The sequence below is a fragment of the Dickeya ananatis genome, from assembly GCF_019464615.1.
In the GTDB taxonomy this organism is placed as follows: domain Bacteria; phylum Pseudomonadota; class Gammaproteobacteria; order Enterobacterales; family Enterobacteriaceae; genus Dickeya; species Dickeya oryzae.
Map to the genome: position 1 here is coordinate 4,028,466 of NZ_CP040816.1, position 21,292 is coordinate 4,049,757.

Genomic DNA, 21,292 nt, shown 5'->3' on the forward strand with positions numbered 1-21,292 from the left:
CTTATCTCCAGGTCTTGCCGTCAGAAGTGCCGATAACACCATACATGTCCGGACGGCGGTCACGGAACAAGCCCCAGGCAGCACGTTGCGCAGCAATCGCTTCCAGATCGAACTCATGCACCAGCACTGTTTCGTCGGTCTTGTTGGCCTGCGCGACCAGCGCACCGGTTTGATCGGCAATGAACGACGAGCCATAGAACGTCATTTCCAGACCGTCGAGGTATTTACTGGCTTCGGTGCCGATACGGTTAGACGCGATCACCGGGATCAGGTTGGCGGCAGCATGGCCCTGCTGTACACGGGTCCAGTGCGGCTGGCTGTCGATATCCGGATACGCCGGTTCAGAACCGATGGCGGTCGGGTAGAAAATCAGCTCGGCCCCTTTAAGTGCCAGGCAACGGGCCGTTTCCGGGAACCACTGATCCCAGCAGATGCCCACGCCCACTTTGGCGTAGCGGGTTTGCCACACTTTGAACCCGGTGTCGCCCGGAATGAAGAACTGTTTTTCCTGATAGGCCGGGCCATTAGGAATATGGGTTTTGCGATACACGTCCAGTACGCTACCGTCAGCGTCAATCATGACCAGCGAGTTGTAGTAGGCGTTATTAGCACGCTCGAAGAAACTCAGTGGCAGCACCACTTCCAGCTCGGCCGCCAGCGCGGAAAAGTGTTTGATAAGCGGGCTGGTTTCCAATTCCTGCGCCAGCGCGTAATGCTCCGGACTCTGGTCGATGCAGAAATAAGGCGCGGCAAACAGTTCCTGAATCAGAATGATTTGCGCTCCCTGCGCATGAGCCTGACGCACCAGCCTTTCGGCGTTTGCGATATTTTTTGGCAAATCCCAGGTGCAGGCCATCTGCGTGGCGGCAACGGTAACTTTTGTCATGCGAAAACCTCAATAATTTCTGTATGGGTGCTCATGCCTGCGCCACCAGTGCGTGGGAATAGCATGAGACGGGTAAAAAGTGTAGATCAACAACTCACCCGACGCCCGGTGAACGCCGCAAGGCATCGACATTATGCCAGCGAATCATGACGGTGAGGATGCACCTGCATTTCCCCGTTACCCACCGCTGGCATACACCTCGTTCATCGGGCCGTCGCCGTTTTCCGTTTCCCAATAAGAAATCCCGCCCAAAAGAGCGGGATTTGCTTGCTCAACCCGGCCACGCCGGGTGCACATCAGAACAGTTTCTTGGCGGTATTCAGCCAGTCGCCTTTGAACGGGCGCTTCATGTTCTCGATGGCGTCGATAATATCATGATGGACCAGTTTTTCATTCTGGATCCCGACGCAACGGCCGCCATAGCCTTGCTGCAACAGTTCAATGGAGTAGGCCCCCATGCGGGAAGCCAGGATGCGGTCATACGCCACCGGTGAACCACCACGCTGGATGTGGCCCAACACCGTGGCGCGGGTTTCGCGTCCGGTTTCCGTTTCAATATAGTGTGCCAGCTCATCCACATCACACACCAGTTCGGTAATTGCGACGATGGCGTGTTTCTTCCCTTTGGCGATACCGGCTTTAATCTCTTCCACCAGGTCTTCTTTTTTGAAGTCAACTTCCGGCAGCACGATGAATTCACAGCCACCGGCAATCGCTGCGGCCAGCGTCAGGTCGCCACAGTGGCGTCCCATCACTTCCACGATGGAAATACGCTGGTGGGAAGACGAGGTATCACGCAGGCGGTCAATCGCTTCCACCACGGTTTCCAGCGCGGTGAAATACCCGATGGTGTAGTCGGTACCGGCTACGTCATTGTCGATGGTGCCCGGCAGGCCGATGCAGGGGAAGCCCATCTCGGTCAAACGTTTAGCCCCCATGTAGGAACCGTCACCTCCGATCACCACCAGTGCGTCCAGATCATGCTTTTTCATGTTTTCCACGCACACCTGACGCACCGCTTCCTCACGGAACGCCGGGAAACGGGCAGACCCGAGGAACGTGCCGCCGCGGTTGATCACGTCAGACACGCTATAGCGGTCCAGCTGCACCATGCGATCTTCATACAAGCCCAGATAGCCGTCATAAATACCGTATACTTCCAGGTTTTCCGCTAACGCGGCACGCACCACACCACGAATGGCCGCATTCATCCCCGGCGCATCGCCACCGCTCGTCAGTACTCCGATTTTTTTAATCATGACAACCTCTGGATTTGTAGATGTAAATTCGCAGATTCTTCTATCTCAAGGCTCACAAGACAAAGCCTAACCGTTTTATCAACATAGTATAACAAATACACCCAGCTGAATTGATTCAGGTCAGTCTCTTCGTCCACGAAAAATCTATCGTAGATCACATTTTTACAACACATCATGGCCCGGATAAAACCCGACCCGTTACAGTTCCCAGCGCCCACGCTGTTCCAGCGGCACCACCGAGACAGGATCCTGATGAATGATAACGTCTGAACCGGGGAAGCGTTTGAGCAATGCCTGCTCCAGCTCGTCCGCAATCTGGTGTGACTCCACCAGCGGCAGGTTATCCGCCATTTCAAGATGCAACTGGATAAAGCGGGTCGGGCCAGAACGGCGGGTTCGCAACTGATGCGCACCACTCACCCCCGGCCATGAAGACACGATATTGACGATTTCCTGTCGCTCGTCATCGGGCAGGGCTCTGTCCAGCAGTACCTGAATCGCATCGTAGGCCATGCGCAGCGCGCTGCTCAGAATATAGATACCAATCCCTAACGCGAAGACCGCATCGGCCCAGTTGATACCTTTCCAGCTTAGTGCCAACGACAGCAAAATGGCGCCATTCATCAGGACATCAGACTGGTAATGCAGCATGTCTGCCCGTACCGCCTGACTATGCGTTCTGCGAATAACCCAACGCTGGAAGCTCACCAGCAAGCCCGTCGCCACCAGCGCAATCACGGTCACCCACATACCCAGTTCAGCCCCTTGTAGCGGCTGTGGGTTCATCAGATGCTGAGCGCCCGTCAACAACAGAAATAGCGCCGAGCCAGCAATGAACATACTCTGCGCCAGCGCGGCCAGCGACTCGGCTTTGCCATGCCCGAACGTATGTTCCATATCAGCGGGTTGCAGCGAATAACGCACGACTAGCAGGTTAACCAGCGACGCCGCGATATCCACCAGCGAATCCACCAGTGATGCCAGCAAGCTGACCGAACCGGTGTACCACCAGGCATACACCTTCATGCCAAATAGCGATAACGCCATACCGGTAGCCAGAAAAGCCGCGGTCGTCACCAGTCGTGCGTAATGAGAATTCATACACTATTCCATTCAAGCGAGGGAGCCAGTATACCGAATTCCAGCAGGGAAAAACCGTGACACTTTATGTCAGGATTGGGGTAACCCGTGCTTTTCCGGGGAATAACAACCCACCGACATAATACAGCGCGCCATGGCGACGCACGGAGAGCCTGCCTGCGGTGGCTCTCCGTGCCGCCAGACTTTCGCCGGCTCAGGGCTTGCGCAGAATTTTCTGCAACCGTTCCTGCTCCCAGCGTGACCAGCGATCCCGCAGCCAGAAAATCCGTGCCGACCGAACCAGCAGCGCGCCGCCCCATGCCAGCAGCGGCCATATAAACCAATACGTTTGCGGGTTGACCCACAGATTGATGACCACCAGCACAATATTCACCGGCACAAACAGCAACAGACTGCGCCAGAAACGGCTTTCCTGCTCAACCTGTGTTCTGGCCTGCGAAATGCGTAACGCCAGCGAGTCGCCACTCGCCGCCTGCTCACTGTCTTCTGGCATCAACGTCGTCACATTGACGCCAAACGCTGCAGCAATGGCGCTGAGCGTTTCCAGACTGGCACGTTCTCCGTTTTCAATCCGCTGAATGGTTCTGACGCTCAACGCCGACAGTTCGGCCAGTTGTTCCTGAGACCAGGCACGGGCAAGGCGCTGTGATTTGATCGTGTTCATGATGGACTCCTGTTGAATGAAAACCCGATGCAAGCCTGCGTTAGCGCCGTGAAAAACACCACGACAGTAACCTGACACCAACCCGACAGCCACCTGACACGCCACGCAAGCCGCGCCATGGCTCGCTTTTTCGCGGCAGGCATGGACATCACGTCTGGCAATGGGGAAAATAGTGACGACCAGATAGACATCGGGAAATCGTATGAAACGGCGACCAGCTTCACGCCTGCTGATTCTCAACCCTGAACAACGGGTATTGCTATTCCTGTTCCATCATACTCAGGATGCCCTTGCCGGACAGCGTTATTGGGCAACACCTGGCGGGGCGGTAGAAAACGGAGAAACGTTTGAGCAGGCGGCGGTACGAGAGCTGTGGGAGGAGACCGGTATCCGTCGTCAGGATCCCGGCCCGTGTATCGCTACGCGTACCTTTACCATGGCGATGCCTGACGGAGACACCGTGATTGCCGATGAACGGTTTTTTGTCATCCCTATCACCGACAGTACTCTCCACACTGGCAACTGGACAGCGCATGAACAGGAAGTGATGCGAGACCATCACTGGTGGAGCCGCGATGAACTCCTCGCTACACAGGATAAGGTCTACCCGGAACAGTTGGTTGAAATGCTGTGGCCGGGCAGAGCTTGTCCGGTTACGCCACAGGAGTAGCAGGCCAGGTGATATCGGGTGCGCTCTGCGCATCAATGGCATCGACCTGTTTCATGTACTCGCGCCAGCGCACTAAACGGCTTTTATCATCATCAGAAATCACGCCCAGCAGAAGATCGGTCTGCCAGTTTGCTATCGTTTTTTGTGCTTCTGACAATAGCTGCGTTTTTCGTAGCGTAGCGTCCGCAATATATTCATCCCGGCTTTTTTCAGGTGGCGTAAATACACCGTCAGAATACAGATAACCGACACCGACACGTTCTGATGAAATATCGATTAGTGCGCCATTCTGCGGCTTCCAGTCAGCCCCAACATCGCTATCCCAGACCACAGTATTAATCACCACGCCGTTTTCGATTACCGCGTATATTTTACTCATGCTGAATACTCCACAATCATAATGACGCCATTACCACCATTACCGCCTTTAGTAGCAGGCTCACCTGGCATCTCATACCCACCACTACCACCAGAACCATCGATACCATCGATCCCTGCAATCGAACTATTCGACGTTAGCGGTGGGGCACCGAATGAAAAAACAGAATCGCCGCCCGCACCGGATTCATGACCGCTACTGAAAAAAATCGCAGGTGTCCCTGAGCCGCCAAAACCCGCGACAAGATTCCCACCAACCCCAGTTCCACCACCGCCATTACCCATCAGAAGTGACATACCGATTGCGGCTGCGATACCGTTAGCCCCCCTCGATCCCCCGCTCGCCGTCATTAACGTTCCAAATTTTGTCGCGCCGCCAGACCCCGGCTCATTTCTCGCATCTACACCCCCCATACCGCCGGCACCGACCTCCAGATAGATCAACGCCGGAATATCACCTTTACGGTAAAAAGATCGTGCCCAGCCGCCCGCACCACCGCCGGAACCTGCCGAGTGATAATTTTGTGGGGACGCCGCCGCCGCACCGCCACCGCCACCTGCACCACAGATGGTGACATCAATAGCAGACACATCATCAGGCCATTGATAATTCTGGCTTGAGGTGATTTTTTTTATGCGCAGAATGCGGCCTGCAAAACGATTTTCTAAGCCCAGGTTTTTGACAAATTGAGTCGGGTCCTGAATATCAGCACCGTTCTGATTTTTATCCATTTTCCCTGATAGCCCGGCAGCAACAAACGCCGTGGTTGCCAGTTGTGTCGTACTCGTTCCTGCTACGGCGGTCGGTGCCGCAGGTGTACCGGTAAATGCCGGGCTTTCAATCGGCGCATACTGCTTATGCGGGTTAACGGCAGCGACATGATCAGCCAGCAAGGTATCGGCATAGCGCCGTGTCGCCAGCGCCACCGTTGGATCAAATTTCAGCGTTATTGCATCGGTACGGCTGACAATCAGGATCATGCGCACCGTCTGCACCCGGCCCGATCCTTCCTTCAGTTCCGGTTTATAGGTTTCCGGGCAGTTACCGAGCGCAATCAAGTCACCATCAACATCGTACAACCCGATTTCACGCAGCCAGAATCCCCCTTCATTTTCCGGGATCACTTGCTCGGCAATCATCTGATTGGTGTTGTCCGGGTCAACCGTTAGCGAGTTGATCACCCCACGTCGCTTTTCATTGACCAATTTGGTTTGCAGCGGATCGGGGGTGGGGAGTACACCGTTGCCATCCCCCACGCCCATTTGGGCCAGCTCCAGCGCTTTTCCTGCGGCTATCGCCGCCGCCAGCTTTTTCTCACCCACCTGGGTGAGCAAGGTAAAGTATTTCGTTCCCATCGTTTCTCTCATCAGCATGAATGTAAAGGAAAAGGTCAGGCAGTCGTCGGGGAGAATCAGCACACGGCAAGCGTGCACTGTCCTGTCTGCCGTCTGACAACCATTATGCTGATGGCCCGTTAAATCACCCGTTCATACGGATGTGGCAGCGATGGCACAACAACCTCATCACTACAGGGTCGGTAACAGGAACGCGCGATAAGACCCAGGAGGGATAACGCATTGGAATGGGGGTAGCAAAAAACAACCCGTTCGGAATAACAACGCCGCGTTATTCCGAACGGGTGTAGCGTCTCATCAGTGTGATGGTGGAGTCGGCCAGTCGATGTCCGGTGTATGACTCAAATCGACACGACTTAACTGCACCAGATAGATTTTCCAGCTTTTAAGCGCCTCGGTTTCCTGCTCGGTGGCGATGTCCAGTTCCTGCGCATAGGTCAGCTCGCGAATGCGGTCATGTGCTATCTGGCGACGGGCGTCATACTCCTGTCGGGCCGATTGCGCCAGGCTTGCCTGATAGGCCGCCGTATCCGTTACCCATTGCGCCCCCTCCCAACGGTCAAAGGCACTGGCAGGCAGCAGCAGGGTGAGGTTTGCGGGCAACGCACCCAACTCACTCACCACCTGTGGCTGACGGGTCTGCGTGTCGTAAGCGGTCTGCCCACGTAAATCAGGCACCCATTCCCACTGCAGGCCGTCAGCCGAGCGCCGCAGCGCCTGCCCTTCCACCTCTGGCTGCGGCGGCTCATCGGCGTAGCTATGGGCGGGAATCCCGGTACCGGCCATCAGGTATTCGTCACTGTAACCATCGTACTCACGGGTGAGCACATCCACGTGGTACACCCGCAACCAGCCTGCCTGAGTAGCCAGCCCGTCTGCCGCCAGCACTGCGCGCACGTCCTGCGTCGATATCGTCATTACGCCGCCCTCACGATGTAGTTAAAGGCGATGTTGCGAGGCCTATTATCCATTGATGATGTATTGCTTTTTATCGAGCTTGTCGAAGTCAAACTACCACCAGCCCCATAACCGATCACAATTCCCAATCCAGTATCGACATTTTCAAGAACCCCATTACCCGCATTTTTCGCTGATACGTTAAATATGTTTTTTGATACCCCTAAGTGCCTTGTGGAATCGTTAGTTTCATCCGACGATGACCACAATCTGGCTAGCGGATGGACATGCCCTGCAACTAAAGCATCTTGATAACTTAATACCTCCCTTCCATTATCCACTCCCCTCCCATCATCCCAGCCACGAATAAATTCGCCGCGCAAATCCGGCAGCACACCCGACGGGTAGACCTGCGCCAGCCGGGGATAAACGCTTTTATCAAACGACTGGCCGTTACATTTCAGCCAGCCTGCCGGGGCGGTCGCCTGCGGCCAGGGTTGTGGGATCCCCACAAACTCACTGATCAGCAGGTACTGCGAATGCGGGTTAGGCTCAGCAAGATGCCCGGCCAGCAGTGTGTCGGCATAACGCCGTGTCGCCAGCGCCACCGTCGGGTCAAATTTTAGGGTGATGGCATCAGTACGGCTGACGATCAGAATCATGCGCACGGTCTGAATCCGGCCCGACCCTTCCTTCAGTTCCGGTTTATAGGTTTCCGGGCAGTTTGCCACCGCAATCAGATTACCGGCCGCATCATAAAGCCCTATTTCACGCAGCCAGAACCCCCCTTCATTTTCAGGGATTACCTGCTCGGCAATAACCTGACCGGGGTTATCCGGGTCCACACTCAGGGAATTGATCGCCGCCCGGCGCTTTTCATTCACCAGTGATGTCTGCGTCGGGTCCGGTGCCTGTAATACGCCACCGCCATCCCCCACCCCCATCTGGGTAATTTCCAGTGGTTTTCCGGTTGAGATTGCCTGCGCTAATTTCGCCTCACCGATATGGGTGAGAATCGTAAAATATTTGGTTCCCATCGTTTATCTCGTCTGAATAAATTTAAAATAGAGTCAGCAGCAAAAATATTGCCGTAATACCAGAGTCGAATGTTCGTTCTGCGTTCTCACAACCATTATGCAAAGACGCTAAAATAATTACCTGTTGATGGCGTTGTTTCTGCTATGGCACAACAGAAATGATAAATCCAGTCCTATACGTCCATAAATAAAAAAACCAACATCAAATATATTAAATAAAGAAAAAATCAGTCGGAAAAACCGTCCCATGGGATATTACGCCGCCATCACGATATAACTAAAAGCGATATTCCGGGGGCGAGAAACACCACAATATGGATACGGATTTGTTGCAGTTAATGCACCACCAACGATATTAACCCGGATTGATGGATATTGGCTTGCTGTCAAATCTGCAATATCCCAACCTACATTCGATTTCGTGACCGCATCAATAACATTATTTAACGTAGCCATATTAATATTATTACCAATATCGCCAACGATCAGCGAACCTGTTTGTGCAGATAAAAGGGCTCGTCCCGCATCTATACCACGACCATCATCCCAGCCACGAATAAACTCACCACGCAAGTCCGGTAATACTCCCGATGGGTAGACCTGTGCCAGCCGTGGATACACGTTTTTATCAAACACCTGACCGTTGCATTTGAGCCAGCCCGAAGGCACGTTAGCCTGCGGCCAGGGTAGTGGAATACCCACGATGTCATTAATATCCAGTTTTAGTTTGATGTTGTTGTCGGTTTTATCTGACAGCGCATTCACCGCCCCTGCCACAAATGCCGTCGTTGCCAGTTGTGTTGTGGTCGCTCCTGCCACTGCGGTCGGCGCGGTGGGAATCCCCGTCAATGCCGGGCTTTCAATGGGTGCATACTGCTTGTGTGGATTCGCCTCACTCACATGGCTGGTCATCAGCCCATCGGCGTAAGCTTTCACCTCAATCGCTTTGTCATCAACCGACTGACGGGTTGCCAGCACCACCGACGGGTCCACTTTCAGGGTGACGGAACTGGCATTGCTGACCACCAGAATCATACGCACGGTTTGCACGCGACCCGAGCCTTCCTGCAACTGCGGTTTATAGGTGTCCGGGCAGTTGGCGACTGCGATCAAATCCCCATCCGCATCATATAACCCGATTTCGCGCAGCCAGAACCCCCCCTCATTCTCCGGGATCACCTGTTCGGCAATAATCTGGTTTGGGTTATTGGGATCCACTCTCAGGGCATTCAATACCGCCCGGCGTTTTTCATTAATTAATGCCGTCTGTGCCGGGTCAGGCGTTGTCGGGTTACCGCCCCCATCGCCTATCCCCATGTGGGTAATATTCAGCATTTTTCCTAATGCCGCGGCATTCGCCAGTTTCGCCCTTCCCACCTGGGTGAGCAATGTCATGTATTTCACCGTCATACCATTTTCCTTTCAGGTCAGCTTAATCCGTCATATGGCATCGCAATCCGTACCGCGAAGACCGCCGTCTGCTTTTGCAAGCCATTTCATTTTGTTGTTGCCTCTGACAACATTATGCAAAGAGACGGCTGGCAAATCGTCTGACAGGCGTTGTATCCGCCATGGCACAACATTGCAGATAAAAATAAACCCGCCATTAAGGCGGGTAGGGGGAGAGTGAAATATTCAGTCAGTACATACTGAATAGAATATTCAACATATTTTTATTCTCAGAAGATATTTACTTCATCAACAAAATATCTTTCGCCTATTATGCCGCTCTCACAATGTAGTTAAAGGCGATGTTGCGAGGGCGATTTTCATTAGCTGTAGGTACAACTCTTGAGGCATCAAACGCAAAATCATCGTTCAGATTTGCGCGCCCCGTTGATGCAGCGGTATTCGCAAATCGTGAGCCAGTATCAAAAAATGCCCCCTGGAATCCATCAAATCCAACAAAAGCACCACTAACAAAACCTGTGATATTTCTAATTGCATCGCCCTGCAGTGAAAGCAGGCTTCTGTTGCTATCTACCCCGCGCCCATCATCCCAGCCACGAATAAACTCTCCACGTAAATCGGGCAACAAGCCTGATGGATAAACCTGTGCCAACTTGGGATATAGGTTTTTATCGAACGATTGACCGTTACATTTAAGCCAGCCAGTGGGTGCCATAGGCTGCGGCCAGGGCAGTGGTATGCCAGTTAGCTCAGATACAGAAATAGCCCCAATATCCGCAGGTGACGGCTTGAATCCGGTGGTATAAATCTGCTCCCAGTCATTCTCAAAACCCTTGTTATCGCGTGATGTCCGATAACTCAGCCCTCGGTTACCATAATGCGCGGCAAGCTGAAGCGCAGTACAACTGGACGAAGAACCGTGGAAGTGGAGAACAGCCTCTGAATACGTCCCTAGATCTACCTTGTAAAACCCACTTTTGGCATCCCATGGCACGTCCCAGTTCGTTACGATGCCGGTAAAATCGAGTGCGAATGCATTATCAGCGAGCGCATTATGCACAAATGCGGTTGTGGCTAACTGAGAGGAATTATTCCCGGAATTTATCGTTGGTGCAGTCGGTACCCCCGTCAGCGCAGGGCTTTCAATCGGCGCATACTGCTTGTGCGGATTTACAGCGGCAATGTGGGTCGCAAGTTGGTTATCGACGTAAACCTTGACCTGAATCGCCTGCCCATCAACATATTGCCGACTCGCCAACACCACCGCTGGGTCAATTTTCAATGACACTGCATCAGTCTGGCTGACAGCCAGAATCATACGCACCGTTTGTACGCGACCAGAGCCTTCCTGCATCTGTGGTTTATAGGTTTCCGGGCAGTTGGCAACCGCGATCAAATCCCCATCCGCATCGTATAACCCGATTTCCCGCAGCCAGAATCCCCCTTCATTCTCTGGAATTATCTGCTCGGCAATAATCTGGTTTGGATTAGCGGGGTCCACATTCAGAGTCGTTAATTCCGCCCGACGTTTTTCATTAATTAATGCCGTCTGAGTCAGATTAGGTGTTGTCGGGTTACCCCCGCCATCCCCCACCCCCATATGGGTAATATTCAGTATTTTCCCTAATGCCGTGGCATTCGCCAGTTTCGCCGCACCCACCTGAGTGAGCAATGCTATATATTTTGCCGCCATACCATTTTCCTTCCGGGTTACCTTAAACAGTCACGTTGTATCGCCATAATGCACAGCAAGAATCACCACCTGCTTTTGCAAGCCATTTCATGTTGTTGTTGCCTCTGACAACATTATGCAAAGAGATAGGGGGTAAATCGTCCGACGGGGGTTGTATCTACCATGGCACAACAGTACTGATAAAAATAAACCCGCCATTAAGGCGGGAAAATAGAAAAGAGTAAACATTCCAAATCAAAGAAATAACGATGTAATTTAGAAGCCCACTCCAATCTAGAGAATATCTGAAAAATAAATGCAATCCGCTATATTTTAAATACTGGCGTTAAATTTATTTCTTCGGTAACTCCGGCCAGTCGATATCTGGTGCAGTAGTGGTGTCAATGCGACTGAGTAATACCAAATATCGTTTCCACTCGGGTAATGCACTTTTTTCTATATCAGTAGCCATACCCAGCTCATCAGCATACATTAACTCCGTAATCCGCGATGTTGCCACCGAACGACGCTCCTGTAATTCTTTCCCGGCAGTGGCTATTGCCACCTTAGCTAACTCATCAGCAGATGGCTCAGGGATTGGTACCGCAACCGGCTTACCGGATAACGTATCAAACTGGATAATATATCCAGCCGCCTGTCTGGCCAGCAATGTCTGATAATCATCATCACTGATTTCAACCACATCTGACGGCATAGAGCTACCATGAATATCTGAAAGATAAAAACCACGAGTTGAAGGGGAGAAATAACGCATAATTAAAATCCTACAGCCAGATAACTGATGATGCAGCCAGAAACCGGCAAACCTGATGAGTAATACCAGGTTGCCCCCACATTAGATGCTCCCTCAAACGACGAATTAACAAACGCCTCAGCGGAAATCCCGGTCCTGATGGCACCAGATATAGAAAACAGCGCATTCGGGAATGCTATCGGAAATGCAAACGACTGTGTTTTATAAACATTGGCAACACTGGGTGACATCGCCAGCATTCCCCACTGGAAAATGACACCTGACGGTAAAACCTGATAACCATTCGTTGCAGGCAGGCAACGGAGGGATTCAGCATAACGCATCTGTACCACCCCACCAGCCATCGTCCAACTATTGATACCGTTCGACACCAGCACCACATTTTCAGCCTGACCCATTCTGAACGATGTAATGAGTGAATACGTCGTATCAATAGGTTGGTTATTTGACGAACTGATAACCCATCCTGATTGTCTTGAGGAAATATGTAACGTCGTCCCTGCTGGAACAGCAAGGGCACTCGGTAAAAATACCGTTCCTGGCGTACCATCTAACATCACAAACCGCCCGGCATCATCCACAACAATATTCCCGGCCGACGTGATTTGCCGCACACCAGAAAGATTACCGATCGCTGAATGCACAAACGCTGTAGTCGCAATACTGCTATCCGCATCAAATAAAGGTGGTGTCGGTGCTGTGGGATTACCGGTAAATACCGGGCTTTCAATCGGCGCATACTGCTTGTGTGGATTCACTGCAGCAATATGTGCGGCTAATCCATTGTCGGTATAGGATTTAACTTCCGTTACTTTCGTATCGGTATACGTCTGCGAAGATAATGTCTTGTCGTCGACATATTGCCGACTCGCCAACACCACCGCCGGGTCAATTTTCAATGACACAGCATCAACCTGGCTGACAGCCAGAATCATACGTACCGTCTGTACACGGCCAGAACCTTCCTGTAACTGCGGCTTATAGGTTTCCGGGCAGTTAGCTACCGCAATCAAATTATCATCGTCATCGTACAAACCAATTTCCCGCAGCCAGAATCCCCCTTCATTTTCCGGGATCACCTGTTCGACAATAATCTGGTTCGCATTAGTGGGGTCGATACTCAACGAATTAATCGCAGCGCGGCGTTTTTCATTCAACAGCGCAGTCTGGGAGGGATCGGGCGTGGGTAATATACCACCGCCATCGCCTACGCCCATCCGTGCGATCGCCAGTTGTTTTCCCTGCGCGATGGCATTAGCCAGCCTGGCGGCTCCCACCTGGGTAAGCAGAGCCGTATATTTCGTGCTCATAATATGTCTCATCAGAATTAGCGATAAAGGGACCCATGCTCAGGCATGGAGCAAATACCGCCACACCTGTCGACATGCGCTTTTTCAAGCGATTTAAGCCCGTTGTGGCAGTACCGGGCATTATGCTGACAGTCCAGCAAAAACACGCCTGATTAGGGTTGGAACAGCGACAGCACAACCAATCTTATCGCATTTTTTTTATCGCCATAAATAACGGGGAAGCGGGTGATAATTAGTAACATCATTGGCATGACAGAAATATCATTCCTCCAGAGAATCGACAGGCGGGTAGTCACCTCAACCAGCATGCATATTATTTTTCAGAGGAATCATGAAACAACGTTAAGGAGATAGGTCATGAAGATGAATTTTTCATTTCTTTTTCTGGGGCTGATGGCCGTCAGTTCCAGCCAGGCAAGTTCGTTAACCACCGATAATAATGAACAAAAACTCGAAGTTGGCTTTGGTGCGCCGACTTACAAGCAAACGCTACATTACCGTAAACTCTATGAACAGAAACCCTTTCCAGATGCGGAAATATTTTATTATGACAATGGTATTTATAAAATAATTTCTCAGGGTGAAGAGCATTATGGCGTCTACGTTATACAGGGAAATTTTCAAGATCAAACATACACCATCAGATATATCTCATTGCCTTCTGAAGATTGGGGAAAAAAGACCGCCTTTCACCAGTTAACCTTTATTAATGGGGATAAGGAAAAATACTTTATACAAAATGCGATTGTCGACACGGGAGAAGCTATCGCACAACAGAACGGCACCTTTACCCTGGCAGAAAACAACATCCGTAATCCCATCACCCAAAAATGGCGTCACAATTAGGCCCCAGCCGCGCTATTGGTAATCGATGTATTAGCCTGTGTTAGTTAAAGGCAGAAGAGTTAATTGGTTATAAATGCGCCCCAAAAAAAACCCCGCCATCAAGGCGGGGAAAAAGACAGGGATGGTGTCTATGGCAAGGAAAACAGGTTACTTCTTTAACACACACTACTCTCGGCACTACTCTCACTACTCGGAAAAACACGCACTACTCGGTACTATCATTCATTACTCAAAACTATCACTGCTCAGGGTTCTCATCCTGCCCCTGACGGGACAGTTGCAAATTCTGGTTGCTCGAGTCGGAGGCCGGCATCTGCTGGCGCACGGCCTGCATCGCCTGCTCATGTTTCTGGTTTAACACCGCTTTTTGCTCCGCCGTCAGCATGTTGTACATCTGATTGCTCACCCGGGCGATTTCTACCTGACGCGCAATCTGTGCCTGTACCATTTTGGCGACCTGCGCCTGCACCGCCGGGGCATCAAATTTTTCTGCCGTGACCAACCGATGCATGATTTCCACATCGTTCGCCTCGTAAGCAGGCTGTTCGTGGCGCACTTGCCGCATCAGGTCACGCATTTGCTGACGCTGATGTTCCGTCAGCCTCACACCATCGAACATGCCTTGCTGACTCTCTTCACGTTTCGTGGCAGAGTCATCCCGATAACAGTTCCCCACTTGTGGGGCATTGCTTTCGGCAGAGGCATCACTGTCGACAGAAGAATGATGCTCGATCGCCATCACAGTGCCGGTGACCAGCATCAGCAGTGAAGTAAAAGATAACGTGATGATGGTGCCCCGCATCTCATGACTCCTCTGTGTTCACCTACATGTGTTCACGTACAGCTTATGTTTGCGTAAAGTGTGCCGTGTACTGTTTGGCTAATCGATGGGCTTAGTCTAATTGCCTTGCTGCAAACATGCGTCAGACGATGTAAAACTAAGTAAAGTCATGGAATAGCGGCGATCTATGGCGTATTTTGCCCGTGGAGGTAGGTAAATCATGAATAAAATCCTGTTGGTTGATGACGATCGCGAACTGACATCCCTGTTACGGGAATTGCTCGAAATGGAAGGCTTTAACGTCGTTGTCGCCCATGACGGCGAACAGGCGTTAAGCGTGCTGGATGACTCGGTTGACCTGTTATTGCTGGATATCATGATGCCGAAGAAAAACGGCATCGACACACTGAAAGAAGTGCGCCAACGCTACCAGACGCCGGTAATCATGCTTACCGCCCGCGGCAGCGAATTGGACCGTGTTCTCGGCCTGGAATTGGGCGCAGACGATTACCTGCCGAAACCGTTTAATGACCGGGAGCTGGTCGCCCGTATCCGCGCCATCCTGCGTCGTTCTAACTGGACCGATCAACAACAGGCCGGCGAAGCCAGTGCCCCCACTATCGAAGTGGACGCGCTGCGGCTTAACCCCGGTCGTCAGGAAGCCAGCTTCGATAACGAAGTGCTGGACCTGACCGGTACGGAATTCACCCTGCTCTACCTGCTGGCACAACGTCTGGGACAGGTCGTCTCGCGTGAGCATCTCAGTCAGGAAGTACTGGGTAAGCGCCTGACGCCGTTCGATCGCGCCATCGACATGCATATCTCCAACCTGCGGCGTAAGCTGCCGGAGCGAAAAGATGGGCTACCCTGGTTTAAAACCCTGCGTGGCAGAGGTTATCTGATGGTGTCTACCGCATGATTCAGGCCGCCATCGTATGATAAACAGCCTCACCGCCCGTATTTTCGCTATTTTCTGGCTGACGCTGGCACTGGTGCTGATGTTGGTGCTGATGCTACCGAAACTGGACTCACGGCAACTGACCCCGCTGCTGGAAAACGAACAGCGGCAGGGGTTGATGCTGGAGCAGCACATCGAAGCCGAGCTGGCGAGCGATCCCGCCAATGATTTGCTGTGGTGGCGTCGCTTGTTTCGCGTGATCGAAAAGTGGGCGCCGCCGGGTCAGCGCCTGCTGCTGGTCACCAGTGAAGGGCGTGTGATCGGTGCTCAGCGTAATGAAATGCAGATAGTGCGCAATTTCATCGGCCAGTCCGACAGTGCGGATTTCCCGCAAAAGAAAAAATACGGTCGGCTGGAGTTACTGGGGCCGTTCGCTGTACGCGATGGCGAAGACAGCTACCTGATGTACATGCTGCGTCCCGCCAGCAGCCCACAATCCGATTTTATCAACCTGTTGTTTGACCGCCCGTTGTTGTTGCTGATAGTCACCATGCTCACCAGCTCGCCATTGTTGTTGTGGCTAGCCTGGAGTCTGGCGAAACCGGCACGCAAACTAAAAAACGCGGCCGATGACGTGGCGCGCGGCAACCTGAAGCAGCACCCGGAACTGGAGTCTGGCCCGCAGGAATTCCGGGCGACCGGAGCCAGCTTTAACCAGATGGTCAGCGCACTGGAGCGCATGGTTACCGCACAACAACGCCTGTTATCCGATATCTCCCATGAGTTGCGCACACCGTTGACCCGGCTGCAACTGGCGACCGCGCTATTACGCCGCCGTCAGGGTGAAGGCAATGAACTCAACCGTATCGAAACCGAAACCCAGCGTCTCGACGGTATGATCAACGACTTGCTGGTGCTCTCCCGCAACCAGCATAAGAATGAACTGTCACGCGAAGAACTGCAGGCAGATGAGCTGTGGAATGATGTGCTGGACGACGCCCGCTTTGAAGCCGAACAGATGGGCAAAACCCTGGAGGTGTTATCACCACCGGGCCCATGGCCGTTGTTCGGCAACCCTACCGCCCTCGACAGCACACTGGAGAATGTGGTGCGTAACGCGTTGCGCTATTCGCACAGCCGCATCGCTGTGTCGTTCTCGGTCGACGCTCAGGGCGTGACCATTGTCGTCGGTGACGATGGCCCGGGTGTCAGCCCGGAAGACCGGGAACAGATTTTCCGCCCGTTCTATCGTACTGACGAAGCCCGTGACCGGGAGTCTGGCGGTACTGGTCTGGGACTGGCTATCGTCGAAACGGCACTGACCCAACATCGTGGCTGGGCCAAAGCTGACGAAAGCCCGCTGGGTGGTTTACAGCTCACACTCTGGTTACCGCTCTACCAGCGTTAGGACGTTGTCGGCATTGTTGTCAGAGTGAATGCGGTTGCCAGTGTGAATGCCATTGTCCATAAGAATGTCGTTGTCCGTGAGAAGACCGTATCAAGGCCATCTCAGGCACATCAAGGGCAGGAGCGCCGCATCGGATGTGGACGGTTTTCGGGCGCGGTGTAGCGCGCCCGTTGTCACATCCAGACCGTCAACCAATTGAGTTTTTCCTGTGGTCGGGTAGAGTGTAGACCAGTGCCACGGGCCCTGACTTGCCAACAAACCAGACTGCCCGCTGGCCATGCTGTTTGTCCCTTCAGTCATGCATGAACCTACACATGTTTGATGGATACGTTCTTGATGTTGCCTGACACCCTGCACAGGAAAAGGACATGAAAGGATTAGCCTTATTGGCTGGATTCATTGCCACTCTGGTACCAATGTCAGCGTATGCCTCCGGTGATGGTGTATGCGGTTTTTCCGACGCTGATTGCGGTATGCCCGCACTTCCTTACCTTTTGCCGGATAACGACACCCGTACCAATCTCATGCTGCTGCAAAGCAGCCATAACCATATTCCGCTGCCTATCCCGCAGCCGGAGCCGGATCAAACCCGTTCCCGCGTCGACCCGTTCACCGCGTACCGCGTGATGGGGCTCGACGCCACCGAAGACAATGACGACAGTACCGACGCCGACACTCAGGCCGATCCCGGCGCGCCTTCGGATGATAAAGCCAACGACGAGAACGCGTCACTGCTGCAAAAAGCCGTTCAGTTGCATTTCCCCGATACCGAGTTGGACAAACTGCGCGATCTGACCCCCGTCGACCTGGATGGCCGCTGGATATCCAACGACCTCACCACACTTGAGCGTTTTTTCGACCTGCTGCTGGCGGATAAGTCGCTGAGCGACGCCCAGCGTACCCAGTTAGCCCTGGTCAGAACGAGGATGTTATCCAGCGATTACATCCTGGATAACGCAACAACCGATCTGGCCGATGTGCCAGAAACAGGCCACGCTGGCGAGTTACGACGCTACCTCATCAGCGCCACTGCATTTTATGACGGGCAATTGGATCAGGCGGACAAGGGCTTCCAACAGCTGTTGCCAGCCGACCAGCCGTGGGTGGCAGAAACCGCACGCTATATGCTGATTCGGGTGTCGATTAATCAGGCGATGAAAGACGCGCAGGACGAATACAACATGTTCGATCCACGCAAAATGGATAAGGCGGCCGGGAAACAGGCGGTGCAACGCATCGATGACTACCTGAAACAGTACCCAAAAGGGAAATACGCCGACTCCGCAGAAGGTCTGTACCGCCGAGCCGAATGGATCAGCGGTGATACCGTTGCGCTGGCCCAGCGTTTTAGCAAAGCGCTGGCATCGGCCACCAGCGTGGAGCAACTGCAAACCATCGGCAACGAAATTGACAATAAGCTGCTGGAAGACAGTCGTTTTGTGTCCTCTGCCGATACCCCCATTCTGATGCTGGTGCAGGACATCAAACGCCTGCGCAGCCCCGACGGTTGGATGACCTTACCCGCCCTGACGCAGGAAGAAATCACCCGTCAGCAATCGCTGTTTGAAAAAGCCGGGATGCAGGACGCGTTTCACTACCTGCAGGCGGCGTTTCAGTATTACCAATTGCGGGACGACGTGGCGGTGCTCAAAACCCTGCCGATGACCACCACCAAGGATATCTCTGATGTGACCGCCTTTAGCAGCCAGGTGCTGCGCGGGCTGGCGATGCAACGCCAGAAACAGTGGGATGACGCGGAAGCACACTGGCGTCACCTGCTGACGTTGAAAACCACCTACACCCAGCAGCAGTATCTGCAACTGGCACTGGCACAAACACTGGTGGATAGCGGCCATCCTGAGCGGGTCTTCACCCCCGAAAGCCCGGTCAAAAACCTGCGTTTTCGTTCTGCCATTCTGAAAGTCAGCGCCGATGCCGATCTGCTGCACCGACAGACCGGCCCGCAACAGACACCGGAAGAGCGGGCCATCGCCCTGCACACACTGCTCACCAAACAGCTCACCCACCGCGATTACGCCGGTTTCCTGAAAGACAGCGAGTTGCTGAAAGTCATCGCACCGCTGAAAAGCACAGAGAACATGAGCTGGAATGAAGAAGATCTGACGCTGTTTAGCTGGGACGGCAGCGATACCGAAGACGGGTATGAATGCCCTACCTTGCAGGAAACGGTCACAGCCCTGAACCATAACGCCAACGACGCCCACGCACTCAACTGCATGGGCGAATTCTTCCTGCGTACTGGTAACGGCGTAGGGTTCGATTGGGGTGAAAGCAACATGCTCAACGGCCTGACGGATGCCACCGATTATTATCCCGGTCAGGAGTTCAACCGTCTGGATAACTACATGCAAGTGATTGCCGACGCGAAAGCCCCAGCGGAAGACAAGAGCTATGCGCTCTACCGCGCGATTTATTGCTACGCGCCCAGCGGTTATAACGACTGCGGTTCGCAGGATATCAGCAAGGAAACCCGCAAAGCGTGGTTCCGACAGCTCAAAACCGAGTTTAAAGGTAGCCAATGGGCGCGACAGCTCAAATACTACTGGTAGTCCGTTGTACTGTTGTGCTGACAAGCCTGCTGTGCCTGAGTATCACCGCCTACGGAGCCACCGTTGACGCCACGCGTTATCACGCGTTCTGGTTATGGGCGGCGGTGCAGCCGCAACCGGTGCTCGCTCAGGCCGATACGCTTTACCTGCATCAGGGGGAAATCGCCCGCCGGAACGGCAAAACCGTTTTTCTGCGCCAGGGGATCCCGGTCAGCAAGCTACCGGTCAAACACCTGTGGTTGTCGTTTAGGGTGTCTGAATTGCGGCTGAGTCAATCGGAATGGCAACGCCTGTTGCACCTTCGACAGCGTTGGGCCGCCGCCGGTAATCACCTTGATGGCATCCAGCTTGATTTCGACGCCAAAAGCTACCATCTATCCCATTACGTTGAATTTTTACAGGTGTTGCGCCAGCAATTGCCGCCCGGTTGCCGGTTGAGCGTTACCGGGCTGCTGGATTGGGCCAAAACCGGTGACGTTCGGCAACTCAATCGCCTCAACGGGGTGGTCGATGAAATGGTGGTGCAAACCTATCAGGGGCGGCACACGGTGGAGAATTACACCGCGTATCTGCCTGCGCTGTTGCGCCTGACCTTGCCGTTCCGGCTCGGGCTGGTACAACACGGGAAGTGGGATGAACAGTGGCAGCGGCGGCTGGCCTCATCGCCCTTCTACCGGGGCGAAGTGGTGTTCCTGCTTAACCCGACACCCGCGCGTCGTACCCCTATCCTGCAACAGCGTTAACCCGACTTTCGTCTGCCACTGTGCAAGACCCGCCACCACACAACGCTTGCCAGCCGTTACGGAACCCAATATCCACGCCGTCACAGCGGTAAAGGGCCGGTCAGCAGCGGCCACCAAACCCATTCTGACGCCAGGCTTCGTAACTGATGATCGCCACCGAATTGGACAAATTCAGGCTACGGCAATTGGGTTCCATCGGAATACGGATGCGGTTTTCCGGTGCGAAACCATTGCGAATTTCATCCGGCAGACCGGCAGTTTCCGAGCCAAACAACAGCACATCACCCGGCTGATAGTCAGGCTCATCGTAAGGACGGCTGCCTTTGGTGGTACAGGCGAAAATCCGCTGCCCTGCCACTGCCTGCAAAAAATCCTGATAGTTACGGTGACGGCTGACATTCGCCAGGTCGTGATAGTCCAGCCCGGCACGACGCAGCTTTTTTTCCTCGAAATCAAAACCTAAGGGTTCGATCAGGTGCAACGAACAACCGTTGTTAGCCGCCAGACGGATAATATTGCCGGTGTTGGGTGCAATCTGCGGCTCATAGAGTGCAATATGAAACATGATAAAGTCAGGCACGAAAAAAGGTGGGCGTCAGTATAGTCTATTCCCTGTCGATACCCCAGCAAC

General features: G+C 53.2%; 20 protein-coding genes. 6 read left to right on the forward strand and 14 right to left on the reverse strand.

The features are described 5' to 3' along the window. Position 1: 1 nt before the first annotated feature. The 4 genes from aguB to FGI04_RS17995 all read right to left on the reverse strand — a co-directional run bounded on the left by aguB (position 2) and on the right by FGI04_RS17995 (position 3,910). On the reverse strand, positions 2-886 hold the full coding sequence (gene aguB, locus FGI04_RS17980; protein ID WP_016942829.1) for an N-carbamoylputrescine amidase: 885 nt from the start codon (positions 884-886) through the stop codon (positions 2-4). Positions 887-1,182: 296 nt separating this feature from the next. After that, entirely contained in the window at positions 1,183-2,145 is a 963-nt protein-coding gene (gene pfkA / locus FGI04_RS17985; RefSeq protein WP_168366696.1) for a 6-phosphofructokinase, read from the reverse strand. Positions 2,146-2,343: 198 nt separating this feature from the next. Further along, positions 2,344-3,246 carry a CDF family cation-efflux transporter FieF gene (gene fieF / locus FGI04_RS17990; protein WP_407321989.1) on the reverse strand — a complete coding sequence of 301 codons (903 nt, stop codon included), beginning with the start codon at positions 3,244-3,246 and terminating at the stop codon, positions 2,344-2,346. A 193-nt stretch (positions 3,247-3,439) separates the two neighbouring features. After that, positions 3,440-3,910 carry a type II toxin-antitoxin system RelB family anti-toxin gene (locus FGI04_RS17995; RefSeq protein ID WP_038905986.1) on the reverse strand — a complete coding sequence of 157 codons (471 nt, stop codon included), beginning with the start codon at positions 3,908-3,910 and terminating at the stop codon, positions 3,440-3,442. Between the two features lie 202 nt (positions 3,911-4,112). On the opposite strand from FGI04_RS17995, the gene FGI04_RS18000 reads away from it, so the two are divergent. Then, positions 4,113-4,580 carry an NUDIX hydrolase gene (locus tag FGI04_RS18000; protein ID WP_407337070.1) on the forward strand — a complete coding sequence of 156 codons (468 nt, stop codon included), beginning with the start codon at positions 4,113-4,115 and terminating at the stop codon, positions 4,578-4,580. On the opposite strand, the gene FGI04_RS18005 is transcribed toward FGI04_RS18000, so the two are convergent. The 8 genes from FGI04_RS18005 to FGI04_RS18040 form a co-directional block, all read right to left on the reverse strand. After that, complete coding sequence (locus tag FGI04_RS18005; RefSeq protein WP_342699634.1) at positions 4,564-4,959, reverse strand: tail fiber assembly protein; 396 nt, start codon at positions 4,957-4,959, stop codon at positions 4,564-4,566. The two genes, FGI04_RS18000 and FGI04_RS18005, sit on opposite strands and share 17 nt — an antisense overlap. Continuing rightward, positions 4,956-6,314, reverse strand: coding sequence for a phage tail protein (locus FGI04_RS18010; RefSeq protein WP_342699635.1), 1,359 nt, complete (start codon positions 6,312-6,314; stop codon positions 4,956-4,958). Before FGI04_RS18010 ends, FGI04_RS18005 begins: the two co-directional genes overlap by 4 nt. A 297-nt stretch (positions 6,315-6,611) precedes the next feature. Then, a complete protein-coding gene (locus FGI04_RS18015; protein WP_342699636.1) occupies positions 6,612-7,232 on the reverse strand; it encodes a tail fiber assembly protein in 621 nt (206 codons plus the stop codon). Next, positions 7,232-8,248: a phage tail-collar fiber domain-containing protein gene (locus FGI04_RS18020; RefSeq protein ID WP_407340054.1), complete on the reverse strand. Its 1,017-nt coding sequence runs from the start codon at positions 8,246-8,248 to the stop codon at positions 7,232-7,234. The genes FGI04_RS18015 and FGI04_RS18020 overlap by 1 nt, the downstream gene beginning before the upstream one ends. 255 nt (positions 8,249-8,503) lie before the next feature. Further along, a complete protein-coding gene (locus FGI04_RS18025; protein ID WP_407337072.1) occupies positions 8,504-9,658 on the reverse strand; it encodes a phage tail protein in 1,155 nt (384 codons plus the stop codon). 310 nt (positions 9,659-9,968) lie between these two features. After that, positions 9,969-11,351: a phage tail-collar fiber domain-containing protein gene (locus FGI04_RS18030; protein ID WP_407337073.1), complete on the reverse strand. Its 1,383-nt coding sequence runs from the start codon at positions 11,349-11,351 to the stop codon at positions 9,969-9,971. Positions 11,352-11,682: 331 nt separating this feature from the next. Beyond that, entirely contained in the window at positions 11,683-12,105 is a 423-nt protein-coding gene (locus FGI04_RS18035) for a tail fiber assembly protein (RefSeq protein ID WP_342699640.1), read from the reverse strand. Between the two features lie 2 nt (positions 12,106-12,107). Beyond that, entirely contained in the window at positions 12,108-13,415 is a 1,308-nt protein-coding gene (locus FGI04_RS18040) for a phage tail protein (protein WP_407337075.1), read from the reverse strand. Between the two features lie 357 nt (positions 13,416-13,772). Here FGI04_RS18040 and FGI04_RS18045 point away from each other — a divergent pair, with 357 nt between their 5' ends. Continuing rightward, the gene (locus FGI04_RS18045; RefSeq protein ID WP_342699642.1) at positions 13,773-14,261 is read left to right on the forward strand and encodes a hypothetical protein; all 489 of its coding nucleotides are present in this window, start codon (positions 13,773-13,775) and stop codon (positions 14,259-14,261) included. A 238-nt stretch (positions 14,262-14,499) separates the two neighbouring features. Here the strand turns inward: FGI04_RS18045 and cpxP are convergent, their stop codons facing one another. After that, positions 14,500-15,063, reverse strand: a complete 564-nt coding sequence (cpxP, locus tag FGI04_RS18050; protein WP_407321995.1) for a cell-envelope stress modulator CpxP — start codon at positions 15,061-15,063, stop codon at positions 14,500-14,502. Positions 15,064-15,262: 199 nt separating this feature from the next. Between cpxP and cpxR the strand changes: the two genes are divergently transcribed. From cpxR to FGI04_RS18070, 4 genes are all read left to right on the forward strand, one after another. Then, positions 15,263-15,961, forward strand: a complete 699-nt coding sequence (gene cpxR, locus FGI04_RS18055) for an envelope stress response regulator transcription factor CpxR (protein ID WP_015848325.1) — start codon at positions 15,263-15,265, stop codon at positions 15,959-15,961. A gap of 16 nt (positions 15,962-15,977) precedes the next feature. Beyond that, positions 15,978-17,348: an envelope stress sensor histidine kinase CpxA gene (cpxA, locus tag FGI04_RS18060; RefSeq protein WP_342699644.1), complete on the forward strand. Its 1,371-nt coding sequence runs from the start codon at positions 15,978-15,980 to the stop codon at positions 17,346-17,348. 368 nt (positions 17,349-17,716) lie between these two features. Further along, positions 17,717-19,918, forward strand: a complete 2,202-nt coding sequence (locus tag FGI04_RS18065; RefSeq protein WP_407337076.1) for a PA5441 family protein — start codon at positions 17,717-17,719, stop codon at positions 19,916-19,918. Beyond that, positions 19,888-20,661, forward strand: coding sequence for a DUF3142 domain-containing protein (locus FGI04_RS18070; RefSeq protein WP_342699646.1), 774 nt, complete (start codon positions 19,888-19,890; stop codon positions 20,659-20,661). The genes FGI04_RS18065 and FGI04_RS18070 overlap by 31 nt, the downstream gene beginning before the upstream one ends. A 100-nt stretch (positions 20,662-20,761) precedes the next feature. Here FGI04_RS18070 and FGI04_RS18075 read toward each other — a convergent pair whose 3' ends face one another. Then, on the reverse strand, positions 20,762-21,226 hold the full coding sequence (locus FGI04_RS18075; RefSeq protein ID WP_407337077.1) for a tRNA (cytidine(34)-2'-O)-methyltransferase: 465 nt from the start codon (positions 21,224-21,226) through the stop codon (positions 20,762-20,764). Positions 21,227-21,292 lie beyond the last annotated feature (66 nt).